Annotated in this window: 18 protein-coding genes and 1 riboswitch; of the genes, 14 read left to right on the top strand and 4 right to left on the bottom strand. The window is 64.3% G+C overall.

What is annotated here, in order from left to right; all coding sequences use genetic code 11:
• Positions 1-25 precede the first annotated feature (25 nt).
• The 6 genes from IVA81_RS25660 to IVA81_RS25635 all read left to right on the top strand — a co-directional run bounded on the left by IVA81_RS25660 (position 26) and on the right by IVA81_RS25635 (position 6,165).
• Complete coding sequence (locus tag IVA81_RS25660) at positions 26-1,135, top strand: ABC transporter ATP-binding protein (RefSeq protein WP_247323066.1); 1,110 nt, start codon at positions 26-28, stop codon at positions 1,133-1,135.
• Positions 1,136-1,217: 82 nt separating this feature from the next.
• On the top strand, positions 1,218-2,276 hold the full coding sequence (locus IVA81_RS25655) for an ABC transporter substrate-binding protein (RefSeq protein ID WP_247323065.1): 1,059 nt from the start codon (positions 1,218-1,220) through the stop codon (positions 2,274-2,276).
• Positions 2,277-2,298: 22 nt separating this feature from the next.
• A complete protein-coding gene (locus tag IVA81_RS25650; RefSeq protein WP_247323064.1) occupies positions 2,299-3,561 on the top strand; it encodes an ABC transporter permease in 1,263 nt (420 codons plus the stop codon).
• On the top strand, positions 3,558-4,388 hold the full coding sequence (locus IVA81_RS25645) for an ABC transporter permease (RefSeq protein WP_247323063.1): 831 nt from the start codon (positions 3,558-3,560) through the stop codon (positions 4,386-4,388). The genes IVA81_RS25650 and IVA81_RS25645 overlap by 4 nt, the downstream gene beginning before the upstream one ends.
• 344 nt (positions 4,389-4,732) lie before the next feature.
• Entirely contained in the window at positions 4,733-5,944 is a 1,212-nt protein-coding gene (locus IVA81_RS25640) for an ABC transporter substrate-binding protein (RefSeq protein ID WP_247323062.1), read from the top strand.
• An 80-nt stretch (positions 5,945-6,024) separates the two neighbouring features.
• A complete protein-coding gene (locus tag IVA81_RS25635) occupies positions 6,025-6,165 on the top strand; it encodes a hypothetical protein (protein WP_247323061.1) in 141 nt (46 codons plus the stop codon).
• 15 nt (positions 6,166-6,180) lie between these two features.
• Here the strand turns inward: IVA81_RS25635 and IVA81_RS25630 are convergent, their stop codons facing one another.
• The gene (locus IVA81_RS25630) at positions 6,181-6,711 is read right to left on the bottom strand and encodes a PRC-barrel domain-containing protein (protein ID WP_247323060.1); all 531 of its coding nucleotides are present in this window, start codon (positions 6,709-6,711) and stop codon (positions 6,181-6,183) included.
• 226 nt (positions 6,712-6,937) lie between these two features.
• Complete coding sequence (locus IVA81_RS25625; protein WP_247323059.1) at positions 6,938-7,507, bottom strand: hypothetical protein; 570 nt, start codon at positions 7,505-7,507, stop codon at positions 6,938-6,940.
• A gap of 180 nt (positions 7,508-7,687) precedes the next feature.
• Between IVA81_RS25625 and IVA81_RS25620 the strand changes: the two genes are divergently transcribed.
• Together IVA81_RS25620 and IVA81_RS25615 are read left to right on the top strand one after the other, a co-directional pair.
• Complete coding sequence (locus IVA81_RS25620; RefSeq protein ID WP_247323058.1) at positions 7,688-8,473, top strand: response regulator; 786 nt, start codon at positions 7,688-7,690, stop codon at positions 8,471-8,473.
• 13 nt (positions 8,474-8,486) lie between these two features.
• Positions 8,487-9,806, top strand: coding sequence for an ATP-binding protein (locus tag IVA81_RS25615; RefSeq protein ID WP_247323057.1), 1,320 nt, complete (start codon positions 8,487-8,489; stop codon positions 9,804-9,806).
• Between the two features lie 63 nt (positions 9,807-9,869).
• Here the strand turns inward: IVA81_RS25615 and IVA81_RS25610 are convergent, their stop codons facing one another.
• Positions 9,870-10,070, bottom strand: coding sequence for a hypothetical protein (locus IVA81_RS25610; RefSeq protein WP_247323047.1), 201 nt, complete (start codon positions 10,068-10,070; stop codon positions 9,870-9,872).
• 255 nt (positions 10,071-10,325) lie between these two features.
• Here IVA81_RS25610 and IVA81_RS25605 point away from each other — a divergent pair, with 255 nt between their 5' ends.
• From IVA81_RS25605 to thiC, 6 genes are all read left to right on the top strand, one after another.
• Positions 10,326-10,889, top strand: coding sequence for a lytic transglycosylase domain-containing protein (locus tag IVA81_RS25605; RefSeq protein ID WP_247323045.1), 564 nt, complete (start codon positions 10,326-10,328; stop codon positions 10,887-10,889).
• Between the two features lie 133 nt (positions 10,890-11,022).
• Positions 11,023-11,151, top strand: a riboswitch (TPP riboswitch).
• Entirely contained in the window at positions 11,139-12,149 is a 1,011-nt protein-coding gene (locus IVA81_RS25600; protein WP_247323043.1) for an FAD-dependent oxidoreductase, read from the top strand. It overlaps the preceding riboswitch by 13 nt.
• The gene (gene thiS, locus IVA81_RS25595) at positions 12,140-12,337 is read left to right on the top strand and encodes a sulfur carrier protein ThiS (RefSeq protein ID WP_247323040.1); all 198 of its coding nucleotides are present in this window, start codon (positions 12,140-12,142) and stop codon (positions 12,335-12,337) included. The genes IVA81_RS25600 and thiS overlap by 10 nt, the downstream gene beginning before the upstream one ends.
• 190 nt (positions 12,338-12,527) lie before the next feature.
• Entirely contained in the window at positions 12,528-13,310 is a 783-nt protein-coding gene (locus tag IVA81_RS25590; RefSeq protein ID WP_247323039.1) for a thiazole synthase, read from the top strand.
• Complete coding sequence (locus IVA81_RS25585; RefSeq protein ID WP_247323037.1) at positions 13,297-13,905, top strand: thiamine phosphate synthase; 609 nt, start codon at positions 13,297-13,299, stop codon at positions 13,903-13,905. The genes IVA81_RS25590 and IVA81_RS25585 overlap by 14 nt, the downstream gene beginning before the upstream one ends.
• Before the next feature lie 280 nt (positions 13,906-14,185).
• Positions 14,186-16,084: a phosphomethylpyrimidine synthase ThiC gene (gene thiC, locus IVA81_RS25580; RefSeq protein WP_247323035.1), complete on the top strand. Its 1,899-nt coding sequence runs from the start codon at positions 14,186-14,188 to the stop codon at positions 16,082-16,084.
• A gap of 154 nt (positions 16,085-16,238) precedes the next feature.
• Here the strand turns inward: thiC and IVA81_RS25575 are convergent, their stop codons facing one another.
• Positions 16,239-16,691 (bottom strand): hypothetical protein, encoded by a 453-nt coding sequence (locus IVA81_RS25575; protein ID WP_247323033.1) that lies wholly within the window; start codon positions 16,689-16,691, stop codon positions 16,239-16,241.
• Between the last annotated feature and the right edge of the window lie 67 nt (positions 16,692-16,758).

Genomic DNA, 16,758 nt, shown 5'->3' with positions numbered 1-16,758 from the left:
ATTGTAGCGGCAAGCCGAGGATAACATGGAAGCCGGCATGGTCACGCCCGCGCCGGCATTGGTGCGCTTTTCCGGCATTCAGAAGTCCTATGATGGCGAGCATCTCGTGGTGAAGAACCTCGATCTCGACATCAGGAAGGGCGAGTTCGTCACCCTGCTTGGCCCGTCGGGCTCGGGCAAGACGACCACGCTGATGATGCTGGCTGGCTTCGAGGTTCCGACCCATGGCGAGATCTATCTCGCGGACCGGCCGATCAAGAACATGCCGCCCCACAAGCGCGACATCGGCATGGTGTTCCAGAACTATGCCCTGTTTCCGCACCTGACGATCGCGGAGAATATCGCCTTCCCGCTATCCGTTCGCAAGATGAGCAGGGCGGAAGCGCAGGAGCGCGTCAAGTCGGCCCTGCGCATGATCAAGATGGAAGCCCTGGCACACCGGCGGCCCGGACAACTCTCCGGCGGTCAGCAGCAGCGCGTGGCGCTGGCCCGCGCGCTGGTCTTCAATCCGCAGCTCGTGCTGATGGACGAGCCCCTGGGCGCGCTGGACAAGCGCCTGCGGGAGCAGATGCAGCTGGAGATCAAGCAACTGCACGAGAGGATGGGCATCACCGTCGTCTACGTCACCCATGATCAGAGTGAAGCGCTCACCATGTCGGACCGCATCGCCGTGTTCAACGACGGCGTCGTGCAGCAGATCGACAGGCCCGACGCGCTGTATGAGCATCCGGTGAACAGCTTCGTCGCTCACTTCATCGGCGAGAACAACGTGCTGGCCGGCACCGTCGAGGCCGTCGACAAGGACTTTTGCCGCGTCGTGCTGGCTGGTGGCGGCACTGTGACGGCACGGGCGGTCAACATAGCAGGCGCGGGCGCATCGACCTCGCTGTCAGTGCGGCCGGAGCGGATCGTCATTGTCCCGGACGGCAGCTCCAGCGACGGACCGAACCGGCTGCCGGCTAAAGTGCAGAACGCGATCTATCTCGGCGACCATGCGCTGGCCGTGCTCGATGTCGCCGGCAACGGGGAGTTCATGGTCAAGCTTCAGCCGGGCGCGCATGACAGCCTGCGACATGGTGAAAGCGTGTTCGTCACCTTTCGCCCCGAGGACTGCCTGGCCCTCGATCCGGTCTGATCCAACCCTGCAGCATTGCCAACGCAAACCGGCCTGAGACAATCAACCTCAACGCAACTGACATGAAGAAGGAACCAAGACCATGCTGAAGCGCAAGACTGGCAAGATTGCTCTGGGTTTCGCCGCGGCGCTCGGTGCCAGCGCTGCGCTGGCGAGCGTCGCGCAGGCGCGTGACCTCACCATCGTGTCGTGGGGCGGCGCCTATCAGGATGCCCAGAAGAAGGTTTACTTCGAGCCGTTCAAGAAGGCGGCCGGAATTGCCATGAACGACGAGTCCTGGGACGGCGGCGTCGGCGTGTTGCGCGCCAAGGTGCAGGGCGGCGCCGCCACCTGGGACGTCGTCCAGGTCGAGAGCGATGAGCTCGCGGTCGGCTGCGAGGAAGGCCTGTTCGAGAAGATGGACTATTCGAAAATCGGTGGCGAGGCCGCCTATATCCCGCCGGCGGTCAATCCCTGCGGCGTCGGCTCCATCCTCTACGATTTCGTTCTCGGCTACGACAAGGACAAGCTGAAGGAGGCCCCGCTCGGCTGGGCCGACTTCTTCGATACCAAGAAGATTCCTGGCAAGCGCGCCCTGCGTCAGGGCCCGAAGACCACGCTGGAGATCGCGCTCATGGCGGACGGCGTCGCGCCGAAGGACGTCTACAAGGTGCTGGCGACCGATGAGGGCGTCGAGCGCGCTTTCAAGAAGCTCGACACCATCAAGGGCGACATCGTCTGGTGGAAGGCCGGCGCCCAGCCGCCGCAATTGCTCGCCGCCGGCGAGGTGGCGATGACCTCGGTCTACAATGGCCGCATCGACACCGCGAACAAGAACGAGAAGAAGAACTTTGGCATGGTGTGGGACGGCGCGCTCTTCACGCTCGACAGCTGGGTCATCCTGAAGGGCAGCCCGAACAAGGATGCGGCTTACAAATTCCTGGACTTCGTCGGCAAGGCGGAGAACCAGTCCAAACTGTCGGAGAACATTGCCTACGGCACCTCGAACAAGGACGCGGCCGGAAGGCTCGCGCCCGCCGTCCTGAAGGACCTGCCGACAGCGCCCGACAACATCAAGAACGCGGTCGAGATCAACGTTGGTTTCTGGCTCGAGAACATCGATCGCCTGACCGAGCGCTTCAACAAATGGGCGGCGAAATAGCGCGCCGCGCAAGGCTCACCCCATGACAGCAGCGTCCCTGACCGGCGCCAATGCGTCGACCGAGGTGCCGCTCAAGCGTCGATTGAGGCGCGCTGAGCGAACACGCCAGGTCAAGGCATTGGCGCTGGTAGCGCCGCTTCTCGTCTTCCTGCTCTTCACCTTCGCTGGGCCGATCGCCGGCATGCTGTGGCGCTCGGTCGATGACAGGGAGGTGCGTCAGGTTCTGCCCCAAACCGTTGCTGCTCTCGCCGCCTGGGACGGCAAGGACCTGCCGGACGAAACGGCCTTTGCTGCGCTGGCAAGCGACATCCAGGCGGCACGCGCCTCGGGCACTGTTGCCATCGCGGCCAAGCGGCTGAACTACGCGCTGAACGGTTTTCGCACGATCCTGACCAGCACGGCTCGCAATCTCAAAGCGGTGCCGGAGCCCGGCACCGCCAAGGAGACACTGGGCAGGATCAATGCGGCCTGGCGCGAACGCGCGACATGGACGACGATCAAGGACGCCGGCGGCCCCATCACGGGCTTCTACCTTCTGGCGGCGCTCGACCTGACGCGGAACGTGGACGGCGCGATCGTCGCGGCCTCGCCGGACCAGGCGATTTACCGCAGCCTGTTCGCCCGCACCTTCATCATCAGCTTCAGCGTCACCGCTCTCTGTCTGATCCTTGGCTTCCCGGTCGCCTATCTGCTGGCGACGCTGCCGCCCGGCCGGTCGAACCTCTTGATGATCTTCGTCCTGCTGCCGTTCTGGACGTCGCTCCTGGTCCGCACCTGCGCCTGGATCGTGCTGCTGCAGAGCAAGGGCGTCGTGAACGACAGCCTGCACTGGCTTGGCATCATCGACGAGCCCTTGCGTCTCATCTACAACCGCTTCGGCGTCTGCGTGGCGATGACCCACGTTCTCCTGCCCTTCATGATCCTGCCGCTGTACAGCAGCATGAAGGCGATCTCGCCCGCTTACATGCGGGCCGCCGCCTCGCTCGGTGCGCCACCGGTCACCGCCTTTTTGCGAATCTACCTGCCGCAGACGCTGCCCGGCATCGGCGCGGGAAGCCTGCTCGTCTTCATCCTCGCGCTTGGCTACTACATCACGCCGGCGCTGGTCGGCGGCGCCGCCGACCAGATGATCAGCTATTTCATCGCGCTCTACACGACCGAGACGGCCAACTGGGGACTTGCTTCGGCGTTGGGTGCCGTGCTGCTGCTGGCCACCCTTCTGCTGGCGCTCGTCTACGGCAAACTGGTGCAGGGCCAGCAGGTCACGGGAGGGATGAAGAATTGAACGACAATTCCTCCCTCCGCACGCCCAGCCAGCGCATCGCGTGGACCGCGACTATCGTCGTCTCGACGCTGGTGTTCATCTTTCTGATCGCGCCAATCCTGGCGATCATGCCGCTGTCCTTCAGCTCGGGCTCATATCTCACTTATCCGCTGCCCGGCCTGTCTTGGCGCTGGTACGACGACTTCATCACTTCGCCGCGCTGGATGAATTCGCTGAAGAACAGCCTGATCATCGGCGTCGCCTCGACCGCGCTGTCTATGGTGCTCGGCACGCTGGCCGCGCTGGGGCTGGCGCAGTGGAAGAGCCGCTTCAAGCCGCTCGTGCTGGCTTTCGTGCTCTCGCCCGTCGTCGTGCCCGGTGTCATCACCGCGGTCGGTCTGTATTTCTTCTTCGCGCCGATCGGACTGACCGGCAGCTATCTCGGCTTGATCCTGGCCCACACCGCGCTGGCGACGCCCTTTGTCGTCATCACGGTCGGCGCGACGCTGCAAAGTTTCGACACCAATCTGGCGCGCGCCGCCGCCTCGCTCGGCGCCTCGCCGCTGTATGCGTTCCGCCGCGTGATCCTGCCGCTGATCCTGCCCGGCCTCGCATCCGGCGCGCTGTTCGCCTTCGCAACCAGCTTCGACGAGGTGGTGATCGTTCTGTTCATGGCAGGTCCCGAGCAGCGCACCCTGCCGCGCGAGATGTTCAGCGGCATCCGCGAGAACATCAGCCCGACCATGACGGCAGCGGCGGTGATCCTGACGACGGTCTCGGTCATCCTGCTCGCCACCATGGAAGGCCTGCGCCGACGCAACGAACGGCTCAAGGGTGGCGGGAGCTGAGCGGCACGTTTCTTCCTTCTCCCCTTGTGGGAGAGGGTGGCGCGAAGCGCCGGATGAGGGGTGTGTCTCCGCAAACTCATCGCAACGATGTCACGCGCGGAGAGAGACCCCTCACCCGAGCGAACTTGTGTCCGCCGACGTCGCCGCCCTCTCCCACAAGGGGAGAGGGCACAGCAACCCGCATCGTGCCGTTGCGGTACTCCTCCTTCCCCCGGAAGACCACTGGCCCCTTCCTATTTTGCATCCCGCTACGGCGCGGATCGCTTAGCTGCGGCTGCGGTTAGCCGTTAAGACTCTCCCCTGCAACAAAGCCCAAACAACAACACACAGGGAGAACAACAACCATGCAAAAACTCATCGCCGCCGTCGCGGCCGGCATCGCCCTCGCCGCCACAGCGGGCACCGCGCGAGCGCAGATTTCCGATGATGTCGTCAAGATCGGCGTGCTCACGGACATGTCGAGCCTCTACGCGGACGCGACCGGCAAGGGCTCGCTCGCAGCCGTCGAGATGGCGGTCGCCGATTACGGCGCCAAGGTCGCCGGCAAGCCGGTCGCCGTGGTCGCCGCCGATCACCAGAACAAGCCTGACGTCGGCGTCAACATCGCCCGCAACTGGTACGACAACGACAAGGTCGACGCGATCTTCGACGTGCCGACGTCATCTGTGGCACTGCCGGTCTCGGCGCTGACGCGGGAGAAGAACAAGATCAACATCAATTCCGGCGGCGGCTCCTCCGACATCACCGGCACCGCCTGCTCGCCCAACACGGTGCACTGGACCTACGACACCTATGCGCTGTCGAACGTCGCCGGCAAGGCGATGGTCAAGCGCGGCGAGGACTCCTGGTTCTTCGTCACCGCCGACTACGCCTTCGGCATGGCGCTGCAACGCGACGCCGCCAACGTGGTCAAGGAGAGCGGCGGCAAGGTGCTGGGCGAGGTCCGCTATCCGCTCAACTCGTCGGACTTCTCCTCCTTCCTGCTGCAGGCCCAGGCCTCCAAGGCCAAGGTGGTCGCGCTGGCGAATGCCGGCGGCGACACCACCAATGCATTGAAGCAGGCTTCCGAGTTCGGCCTGACCCAGGGCGGCCAGAAGATGATCGCGCTGCTGCAGGAAATCACCGACACGCATTCGCTTGGCATCAAGGCGACGCAAGGCCTGATCGTCACCGACGCCTTCTACTGGGACATGAACGAGGAGACGCGTGCCTTCTCCAAGCGCTTCAACGAGAAGGTCGGCCACATGCCGACCATGATCCAGGCCGGCCTCTATTCGGCGACCATGCACTATCTGAAGGCGATCGACGCCATCAAGTCGGACGAGGCGCCGAAGGTGATGGAGCAGATGCGCAAAACGCCAGTCAACGACTTCTTCGCCAAAAACGGCAAGATCCGCATCGACGGCCGCATGGTCCACGACATGTATCTGTTCGAGGTCAAGAAGCCCGAGGAGTCCAAGGGCGAGTGGGACCTCTACAAGCTGATCGCCACCGTGCCCGGCGACGAGGCCTTCCGGCCGCTCGACAAGGGCGGCTGCCCGCTGGTGACGCATTGAGAATTTGCCTCTTCCTCAATAGCGACGGGCAACAGCATTTAGGATCGTCACTGTTGTGGTGCGGAAGCTTCGACAACGTCATGGCCGGGCTTGTCCCGGCCATCCACGCCTTTTCCGGCTGCGCGAAGAACGTGGATGCCCGGGACAAGCCCGGGCATGACGGCACGGAGACGAAACGACACGACGGCGCGCCCGGTGAAAACCAGGCGCGCTTCGTTTAGGTGATCAGAGCTGCATTACTCGGAGTACTTGAACTCCGGCATGTTCTTCAGCTCGTCCTTGCTCGCATTGAACACGGCGTGATCCGGATACCACTTCGACGTGGTCGACGTCGCGGTCGCAGCAGGCTTGTTGTCGGTGCCGGTCGCAGCGCCCGTCGTCGTGCTCGCGGCGGGCTTCGCGCCCGGGTTCGTGCCGGTGCCGGTGTAGGCGACGGCCTCGTTGACGAACTTCAACTTCTCATAGGGCACGGCGACGAGATGCTCGCCGAGGCCAAGGAAGCCGCCGACGCCGATGACGGCGATCTTGATGTCGCCGTTCTTGTCCATCAGCAGGTCGTTGACCGTGCCAATGTTCTCGTTGGCCTCGTTATAGACCTTGAGGCCGTCCATCTTGGACGTGCGCCACTGGCCGGACGCGGTCGTGGACGTCGTCGTGGCGGTGGCCGCGGTCGGCGCCTTGTCGGTGGTGGCGGTCGGCGATTGCGCGAACGCAACGGTCGTGAGCAGTGCGGTGCCGGCAAGGCCGGCGATGATCGACTTCATCATGTGTCCTCTCCTTCACTAGAAACTCGTGTTGAGAAAACAGCGCTGATCACACGCAGTTCCGTGCGCGCGGCAATTTCGTCGCGCATTGCGCGAGCGCGAAGTCTCGCACGGGCTGTTCCTGCGTCACTCAGGAACATATTGCGGCGCACGGTTCCCCGCCGACGATCGTGCGCCCTGGGTGAAGCACGATCGCGGCGAGGACCGCGCCGACCCGCGTCGCTCAGGGTCAGCTCTTGTAGTCGATCAGAAGCGCGGAGAAGTCGGCATTGCCGGATGAGCTGCCGTTGGCGCCGTAGGACGATGCCGAGGATTGCGATTGCTGCAGCGCTTGGAGGAACTGCTGCAGGATCTCGGCGGTGGTCTGGCCGCTGGAGGCGGTGCTGGTCGTGTCCGTGGACGACGCATCCGACGAGTTGTCACCCGGCGGCGGACCGGGCGGCGGTCCGCCTGCGCCACCGGGGCCACCCGCCCCGCCCGGACCCTTCGCGAAGGCGGACTGAAACACGCCCTTGAGTTCTTCGGCCTGGTCCGAGGTCAGCGTCCCGTTCGACACCTCGTTCGAGATGAGGTCGTCGATCTTCGACTGCATGTCGTCCTTAGAGGGACGCGTGCCGCTCGCCTCCCTGCCCGACCGGCTCTGCTGGAGTGCCGTGTCGATGTCGGTCAGCGCCGTCGAGAGCGCGGACTGGTCCGACGACGAGATCGTGCCGGCGGACACTTCCGATTGCAATTCCTGCTGCAGCCGCTGAAGCGGCGACTGGGTGTTGCCGGCGGAGGCCGCCGAAATCGAGGTCATGATGGCTCCGTGGATGTTGCGGGGTGTTGTCGCGGACCACGCCACGCTATGGTTAACGGACTTAACGAGACCTTGCCGCTCCGCGACGGCGCGATTGCCGCCTGTTGCGGCAAGCCGGACAGAAACAATCCGAAACAAAAATCTTCGCCATTTGGCCCGAATTTTGGACAAACAAAGCGCATGGCCATTCCCAATCCCAACATTCTGGTCGTCGAGGACGACCGCGAAACCCGGACGTTGATTGCGAAGTACCTGCGTAACAACGCCTGCAACGTCACCGCCGTGAGCGACGGCCGCGAGATGTCGCGCGCCATGGCCGATCACCGCATCGACCTCATCATTCTCGACGTCATGCTGCCCGGCGAGGACGGGCTCAGCCTGTGCCGCAAGGTGCGTGCCGAGGCGCAGACGCCGATCATCATGCTGACCGCGCGCGGCGAGGACGTCGATCGCATCGTCGGCCTCGAGATGGGCGCGGACGACTATTTGCCCAAGCCGTTCAACCCGCGCGAGCTGCTCGCCCGCATCAACGCGGTGCTGCGCCGCCAGGCCGCAGCTCAAACGGCAAGTTCGATCGAGGGCGCCTCCACGCTCGCCTTCGAGGGCTGGCACATCGATTTGCGCCTGCGCGAGCTGCGCAATCCGGAAGGCGCACGCGTCGCGGTGACCAGCGCCGAGTTTGATCTCTTGCGCGCGTTCTGCGAACGACCCGGCCGCGTGCTGTCGCGCGACAGCCTGCTCGACCTCACGCAGGGGCGCAGCACCGGCTCGTTCGAACGCTCCATCGACGTGCTGGTCAGCCGCATCCGTCGCAAGATCGAGCCCAATCCGGCCGATCCCACCCTCATCAAGACGGTGCGCTCCGGCGGCTATCTGTTCACGCCAAGGACTGAAGCGGCAAGAACTGAAGCGGCAAGGACTGAACCAGCGAGAACTGAAGCGGTTGCGGCACCCCTGAGCAGCTGAAGGGGACGCGACGATGAAGCCGTTCGGGTTCTTCCACCTCAAGGGGATCGGCGGGCAGATCGCCGCGCTGGTGCTGGCGTCGACCGTCGCGCTCCATCTCGTCGTCACCACCGCGTTCCTGATCAGCCGGCCGGACCGCGCCGACGCGCCGCCGGACGGGGCCCATCAACTGACCGATGCCGCGCTGCTGCTCGGCTCGGCCGAGGCCGGCGAGCGTCCGCGCCTCGTCGCCGATCTCGCGCGCGCCTTCCCCAAGCTCGGCATCGAAATGCTCTCACCCGGCACCGCAAGCGGCGAGGAGAGCGACAGCCTGCACGGGATACGCCGCCATCTCGGGCGCGGCTACAAGGCGATGCAGCTCGCCCCTGACGGTGCCGCGCATCGCGTCGGTATCGAACTGCCCGACGGCACCGTGATCGCCGCCCGCGTCGATCGCGGGCCACGGCCGTGGTTCTGGGGCGCCCCGTGGCTGATGGCGCTGATGACCGCGTTCATCTGTGTCACCGTGCTTAGCCTGTGGGCGGCGCGCGCGCTGGCAGCACCGCTGTCGTCCTTCGCCAAGGCCGCCGAGAATTTCAGCCTGGACGGCGGGGCGGAGCCCCTGCCCGAGCGCGGTCCGGAGGAGATCCGCTCCGTGGCGCGCGCGCTCAACCGCATGCATGAGCGGATCGCGCGTCTGATGTCGGATCGCACGCGGATGCTGGCCGCGATCAGCCACGATCTGCGCACGCCGATCACGCGGCTGCGCCTGCGTGCCGAGTTCATCGAGGACGAGGGCAACCGCAAGCGCATGCTGATCGACCTCGACCAGATGCGCGCGATGCTGGAATCGGTGCTGTCGCTGCTGCGCAACGATCGCAAGATCGAGGCCGTGACGCTGGTCGACATCGCGAGCACGCTCCAGCTCATCGCCGACCAGTTCGGCGACATGGGCCATGTCGTGCATTATGACGGGCCGGCCTCCGCGACCGCCGCCGCGCGGCCCGACGATCTGCATCGCGGCGTCACCAACCTCGTCGAGAACGCGGTGCGCTTCGGCGCCGAGGTGACGATCCGCCTCGACATGTCGGGGACCGAGCTCGTCATCGACGTCGAGGACGACGGCCCCGGCATTTCGGATGCACGCAAGCAGGAGATGCTGGAGCCGTTCGTGCGCGGCGACGACGCGCGCACCATGGACGAGTCCACCGGCTTCGGGCTCGGCCTGTCGATCGCGCGCGCGATCGCACTCGCCCATGGCGGCGAGCTGTCGCTGCACGACCGCGCGCCGCACGGACTAATCGTGCGGATGCAACTGCCGCTCCGGCAGCAGCCGCGGCTGGCGGCGGCTTAGGGCATGATCCGGAAAAGAGTGCAGCGGTTTTCCGGAAAGATCATGCCCTCTTAAGACAACGCGTTACGCCGCGAGCGGCGGGTGCTTGACGGCGACCTCGTCGAAGATCGCCACCGCCTCGAAGCGATAGTTACAGGCGTGGCAGGTCCAGAGATAGGAGACCCGGCCCTCGCCCGCCTCGATCCAGTCCGGCCGCGGGATCGGCGTGCCGCATTGGGCACAGGGGTTTTGCGTGGGGATGTCGCTGAGGATTGCTTTTGTCATGGCACCTCTCCCGATTTGCAGCGTCTTCTTACTCGCTTTCGCCGGCACGCGCGAATAGACAGGCGTGCTGCCGCGGGCGGGGACGTCGGCCCCGAAGCTTCCGCTTGCAGGCTCTCTTGCACCGGCTTTGAGTCGTAATGGCGGCTCGGCACTGCAAAATCGGGCGATGGCGGCGTTTGGTCACATCATCGCCGCGTTCGGAAGGCCTAACGGCAATTGGAGGCAGGTCACGTCAGGGGACCTCAGGAATAACAAATGAAAATTTTATGCATTGCCGCGCTGCTCGCGGCCGGATTGACATTGCCGCAGGCCGCCTTCGCCGGCGAAGCCGAATATGCCGAGATGGTCGCGGCCCACGCCCGCGCCAACGGCGTGCCGGAAGCGCTGGTGCACCGCGTGATCATGCGCGAGAGCCGCTATCAGCCTCACCTCGTCGGCCGCGGCGGCACCATCGGGCTGATGCAGATCAAGCTCGCGACCGCCCGCGGGGTCGGCTACACCGGCGATGCCGCCGGCCTGCGCGATCCCAACACCAACCTCACTTATGCCGTGAAATACCTCGCCGGCGCCTATCGCGCCGCCAATGGTGACCACGCCCGGGCCGTGCGTTATTTCGCAGGCGGCTATTACTACGCTGCAAAGCGTCAGCGGCAGGAAGCCGTGCAGGTCGCCAATATGGGCGCGACCGATCTGGGCCAGCCCAATATGGGTCAGCCTTGGCTCGAGCCGAACGGCAACCCGCAGCCGATGTTCGGCACCACACCGCACAGGAAGCTGGCCCAGCGCCTCCGCAACGCGCGAGCGCAGGTTCCACACTAATCGCCGTCATGGCCGGGCTTGACCCGGCCATCCACGTCTTTGTCCCCGCGGCCAAGAACGTGGATGCCCGGGACAAAGCCCGGGCATGACGACCGTTAACGCGTTGACACCGTCTGTCACTGGCATACATTAGAGCCGTTCCGAGGGGTGCTCCGAGGAGGAGCTGAGATACCGCTAAATGGGCAATACCGCCCAGGACCGCGGTGACCCTTTGAACCTGATCCGGGTCATGCCGGCGAAGGGACAGGGATGTTGCAGACGACCAAGCGACCGGATTCACCGGTATCCATCATCGGCGCAGGCATTGCGGGCGCCTGGCAAGCTCTGCTGTTCGCGCAGGCCGGCCATGCCGTGACCTTGCACGAGCGCGGTGACGAGGCGATGACGGACGCCACCAGCCATTGGGCCGGCGGCATGCTCGCACCCTATTGCGAGGCGGAGGTCGCCGAACCCATCATCAGCCGCTTGGGGCTGCGCTCGCTCGACATCTGGCGGCGCGAGCTGCCCGACACGCCGTTCAACGGCTCGCTCGTGGTCGCCCATCCACGCGAACGCAACGATTTCGAGCGTTTTGCCCGCATGACCGAGGACCACCGCCGGCTCGACGCCGCCGGCCTCGCCGAGCTCGAGCCGTCGCTGGAGGGCCGCTTCCGCGACGCGCTGTTCTTTCCGGCCGAGGGCCATGTCGAGCCGCGCCGCGTGCTGCCGCAGCTGCACGAGCGCATCCGCGCCGCCGGCGGCACTATCAAATTCTCGAGCGACGTCACAGCAAGCGATCTAGACGGCATCGTGATCGACTGCCGCGGCCTTGGCGCGCGCGACGAACAGCCTGACCTGCGCGGCGTCAAGGGCGAGATGATCCTGATCGAGACGGACGAGGTGCAGCTTGCGCGCCCGGTGCGGCTGATGCATCCGCGCTGGCCACTTTACGTGATCCCGCGCGCGGACAATCTGTTCATGCTGGGCGCGACCTCGATCGAGGCCGAGGACACCGGCGTCAGCGTCCGCTCCGCGCTGGAGCTGCTGGGCGCGGCCTATACGGTGCACCCGGCGTTCGGCGAGGCTCGCATCGTCGAATTCGGCTCGGGGCTTCGGCCCGCCTACCCCGACAATCTGCCGCGCATCGGCATTCGCGGCCGCAAGATCAGCATCAACGGCCTCTACCGTCACGGCTTCCTGATCGCGCCTGTTCTCGCCGAGCTGACGCTGGCCTATGTCGAGCGCGGCCAGATCGACAACGAGGTGATGCAATGCTTGTGATCATCAACGGCGAGCAGCGCGAGGTGAACTCGGGAAGCGTCGACGCGCTGCTTTCGGAGCTCGACTACGAGGGCACCCATTTCGCGATCGCGCTCAACTACGACGTCGTGCCGAAAAGCCGCTGGGCCGAGACGCCGCTGAAGGCCGGCGACGAAATCGAGATCATCACGCCGCGGCAGGGAGGGTGAGGTGAGATTTGCCGCCACGAACTCCGCCGTCATCCTGAGGTGCGAGCCGTCTTCGGCTCGCCTCGAAGGATGGCCACGCACGCGGCTGTCATCCTTCGAGGCGCGCAAGAGCGCGCACCTTCAGCGACGAGCGCTTCGCGCTCGCGCGGAGATGACGGTCCGAGCAAGTTGCCTATAAGGAAATTAGGACATGGTGACCTTCTACGGCAAAACCTTCGCCTCCCGCCTCCTGATCGGCAGCGCGCTCTATCCTTCGCCTGCGATTATGCAGTCCGCGATCCGCGCCTCCGGCTCGAACATCGTCACGGTGTCGCTGCGGCGCGAATCCGCCGGCGGCAAAACCGGCGACACGTTCTGGAATCTGATCCGCGAGCTCGACGTCACCGTGCTGCCGAACACCGCCGGCTGCCGCAGCGTGCGCGAAGCCGTGACGACGGCCAAGCTCGCGCGCGAATTGTTCGGCACGTCCTGGATCAAGCTCGAAGTGATCGCCGACAACGACACGCTGCAGCCCGACGTCGTCGGCCTGGTCGAGGCCGCGACCATCCTGATCAAGGACGGTTTTGAGGTGTTCCCCTATTGCACCGAGGATCTCTCGGTCGCGAACCGTCTGGTCGACGCCGGCTGCAAGGTGGTGATGCCGTGGGCAGCTCCCATCGGCAGCGCGAAGGGCATCACCAATCGCGATGCGCTGAAGCTCTTGCGCGATCGGCTGCCGGACATCACGCTGGTGGTCGACGCCGGCATCGGTGCGCCCTCGCATGCCGCCCACGCGCTCGAGCTGGGCTATGACGCCGTCCTGCTCAACACCGCCATCGCCAAAGCCGCCGATCCCGTCGCCATGGCCAAAGCCTTCCGCCTCGGCTGTGATGCCGGCCGCACCGCTTACGAAGCCGGGCTGATGAACGCCCGCGACTTCGCCTCGCCCTCCACCCCTGTCGTTGGGACCCCGTTCTGGCATGCCGTATCCTGATCGCTTCTATCCCGTCGTCGACAGCCTGAAATGGGTCGAACGCCTGACAAAACTCGGCGTCGGTACTATCCAGCTGCGCGCCAAGGACCTCAACGACGCCGACGCGCTGCAGATCGTCACCGACGCGCTGGCGATCACGAACGGCACGCAAGCCAAGCTGGTCGTGAACGACTATTGGCGCGCGGCCGTCGTCGCCGGCGCGAAATATCTGCATCTCGGCCAGGAGGATCTCGCCGACGCCGACCTCAAGGCGATCCGCGAGGCCGGGCTGTCGCTCGGCATTTCCACCCATGACGATGCCGAGCTTGCGACCGCGCTCGAAGCCAAGCCCGACTACGTCGCACTCGGCCCGGTCTTCTTCACCACGCTGAAGTCGATGCGCTTCGAGCCGCAGGGCATTCCCAAGATCACGGAGTGGAAGAAGCGCATCGGCCCCGTCCCGCTGGTCGCCATCGGCGGCATCAAGTTCGAGCACGCCGCTGAGATCTTTGCCGCCGGCGCGGATTCGATTGCCGTCGTCAGCGACGTCACGCAAAATGCCGATCCGGATGCCCGCGTGCGGCAATGGCTCGGCCTGTCCGAGGAGGCGGCGTGATGCCCACACTCTCTCCTCACCGTCATTGCGAGCGCAGCAAAGCAATCCAGGATCTTTCCGCCGAGGCAGTCTGGATTGCTTCGTCGCAAGAGCTCCTCGCAATGACGGAGCAAGACCTTAGCGGCGTCAGTCTCCCTTCACTCCGTCACCCTGAGGTGGCCGCGCAAGCGGCCCTCGAAGGGCGACAGCCCGGCTCTTTCATCCTTCGAGGCGCGCAATTGCGCGCACCTCAGGATGACGAGAACGAATATCGCGTACACGAATTAAACCGGAGGATCCCATGAACATCCGCTCCAACCCCGACAAGACCGTCCCCGCCGTCACCACCGGCCCGCTCCCCTCCTCGCGAAAGATCTTCGCATCGCCCGATGCCGCGCCCGACCTGCGCGTGCCCTTGCGCGAGATCATTCTCTCCGAGGGCGCCGGCGAGCCGAACCTGCCGGTCTACGACACCTCCGGCCCCTACACCGATCCGTCCGTGACCATCGACGTCAACGCCGGCTTGGTGCGCAACCGCAAGCAATGGGTGCTGGAGCGTGGCGGCGTCGAGGAATATGACGGACGCCAGATCAAGCCGGAGGACAATGGCAGCGTCTCCACCGACAAGGCCGCGCGCGCGTTCAGCGCCTATCACAAGCCGCTGCGCGGACTCGACGGCCACAAGATCACCCAGCTCGAATTCGCCCGCGCCGGCATCATCACCAAGGAGATGATCTACGTCGCCGCCCGCGAGAACCTTGGCCGCAAGCAGCAGCTCGAGCGTGCCGAAGCCGCGCTCGCCGACGGCGAGAGCTTCGGTGCATCGGTGCCCGCCTTCATCACCCCGGAGTTCGTGCGCGACGAGATCGCGCGCGGCCGCGCCATCATCCCCTCCAACATCAACCACAGCGAACTCGAGCCGATGATCATCGGCCGCAACTTCCTGACCAAGATCAACGCCAATATCGGCAACTCGGCGGTGACCTCGTCGGTCGAGGAAGAGGTCGAGAAGATGGTGTGGGCGATCCGCTGGGGCGCCGACACCGTGATGGACCTGTCGACGGGCCGCAACATTCACACCACGCGTGAATGGATTTTGCGCAACTCGCCGGTGCCGATCGGCACCGTTCCCATTTATCAGGCACTGGAGAAGTGCAACGGCGATCCGGTGCAGCTGACCTGGGAGCTCTACAAGGACACCTTGATCGAGCAGTGCGAGCAGGGCGTCGACTATTTCACCATCCACGCCGGTGTGCGCCTGCAATACATCCACCTCACCGCCAACCGCGTCACCGGCATCGTGAGCCGCGGCGGCTCGATCATGGCGAAGTGGTGCCTGGCGCATCACAAGGAAAGCTTCCTCTACACGCATTTCGACGAGATCTGCGACCTCATGCGCAAGTATGACGTCTCGTTCTCGCTCGGCGACGGCCTGCGTCCGGGCTCGATCGCCGACGCGAACGACCGCGCGCAGTTTGCCGAGCTCGAAACGCTCGGGGAACTGACAAAGATCGCGTGGGACAAGGGCTGCCAGGTCATGATCGAAGGTCCCGGCCACGTGCCGATGCACAAGATCAAGATCAACATGGACAAGCAGCTCAAGGAGTGCGGTGAAGCGCCGTTCTACACGCTTGGACCGCTGACCACCGACATCGCGCCGGGCTATGACCACATCACGTCGGGCATCGGCGCCGCCATGATCGGCTGGTTCGGCTGCGCCATGCTCTGCTACGTCACGCCGAAGGAGCATCTCGGCCTGCCCGATCGCAACGACGTCAAGACCGGCGTCATCACCTACAAGATCGCCGCCCACGCCAGCGATCTCGCCAAGGGCCACCCCGCCGCGCAACTGCGCGACGACGCCCTCTCCCGCGCGAGATTCGACTTCCGCTGGAGCGACCAGTTCAACCTCGGCCTCGATCCTGACACCGCCAAGAACTTCCACGACGAGACCCTGCCGAAGGAAGCCCACAAGGTCGCGCATTTCTGCTCGATGTGCGGACCAAAGTTCTGTTCGATGAAGATCACGCAGGACGTGCGGGATTATGCGGCGACGCTGAACGATCCGAACAGCGTCGGCATGTCGATGGCCGGCACGGCTGAGGACGGCATGGCCAAGATGAGCGCGAAGTTCAAGGAGATGGGCAGCAGCGTGTATCTGGATGCGGAGAAGGTGAAGGAGAGCAATCGGGTGTTGTGAGTGCTGCTCCGCTCGTCATGCTCGGGCTTGACTCGGGCATTCCTCTGAAAATGGAAGGCCGGGCAGGTGCCCGGCCTTTTTTTTGGAACAGTGTCAATTCAACAAGGCGCTGGAAAGCTTGCGCCCGGTGATCGTCGCTAGATAGATGTCGGACTCATAAGTTGCGCCGATCTTGGTACTCTTGTTCTGTGAGGTCCTCGGGATCGTGATCGCAGATTGCAAATGACCAACTCGCCCTTTGGATAGTCGGATCGTTTTGGCGCCCCCCGAGAAACCACCAGGATCTGAATTCCGGATTGTCGTAGATAGACAGCACGTCTCCATTTTCAAACACAAGATCGAGCTGGTCCTTACTGACAATCTTTGTCTCGGCGATTTTAACTCGTAGAATGCGATCAACATTCAAGGATTTATGATTGCCGTAGATCTCGTAAAGGAAATTGACTGCGCCGTCGGAGGATCGGAATGAAAAACGGTCCGCCACATTCAACAGCGCATTCTCGTCCTCGAACCAGAACATGATGTGATATTTATCGATTGTCACTTGATAGAGTTCCCATCCTATGATGGGGCAAAAATCAAAGCGTTGGGTAAAACCAATTGCCATATCAATTTTCTTCCAGATTCACCGCGAGAGAAAGCAAAGCCGGATAAGCGTAGCGGCATCCGGTGTC

Origin of the sequence: Bradyrhizobium sp. 141 (assembly GCF_023074055.1) — a bacterium.
In the GTDB taxonomy this organism is placed as follows: Bacteria; Pseudomonadota; Alphaproteobacteria; order Rhizobiales; family Xanthobacteraceae; genus Bradyrhizobium.
Note: the sequence above shows the minus strand (reverse complement) of the source record. Positions and strands in the feature narration are given on the sequence as shown.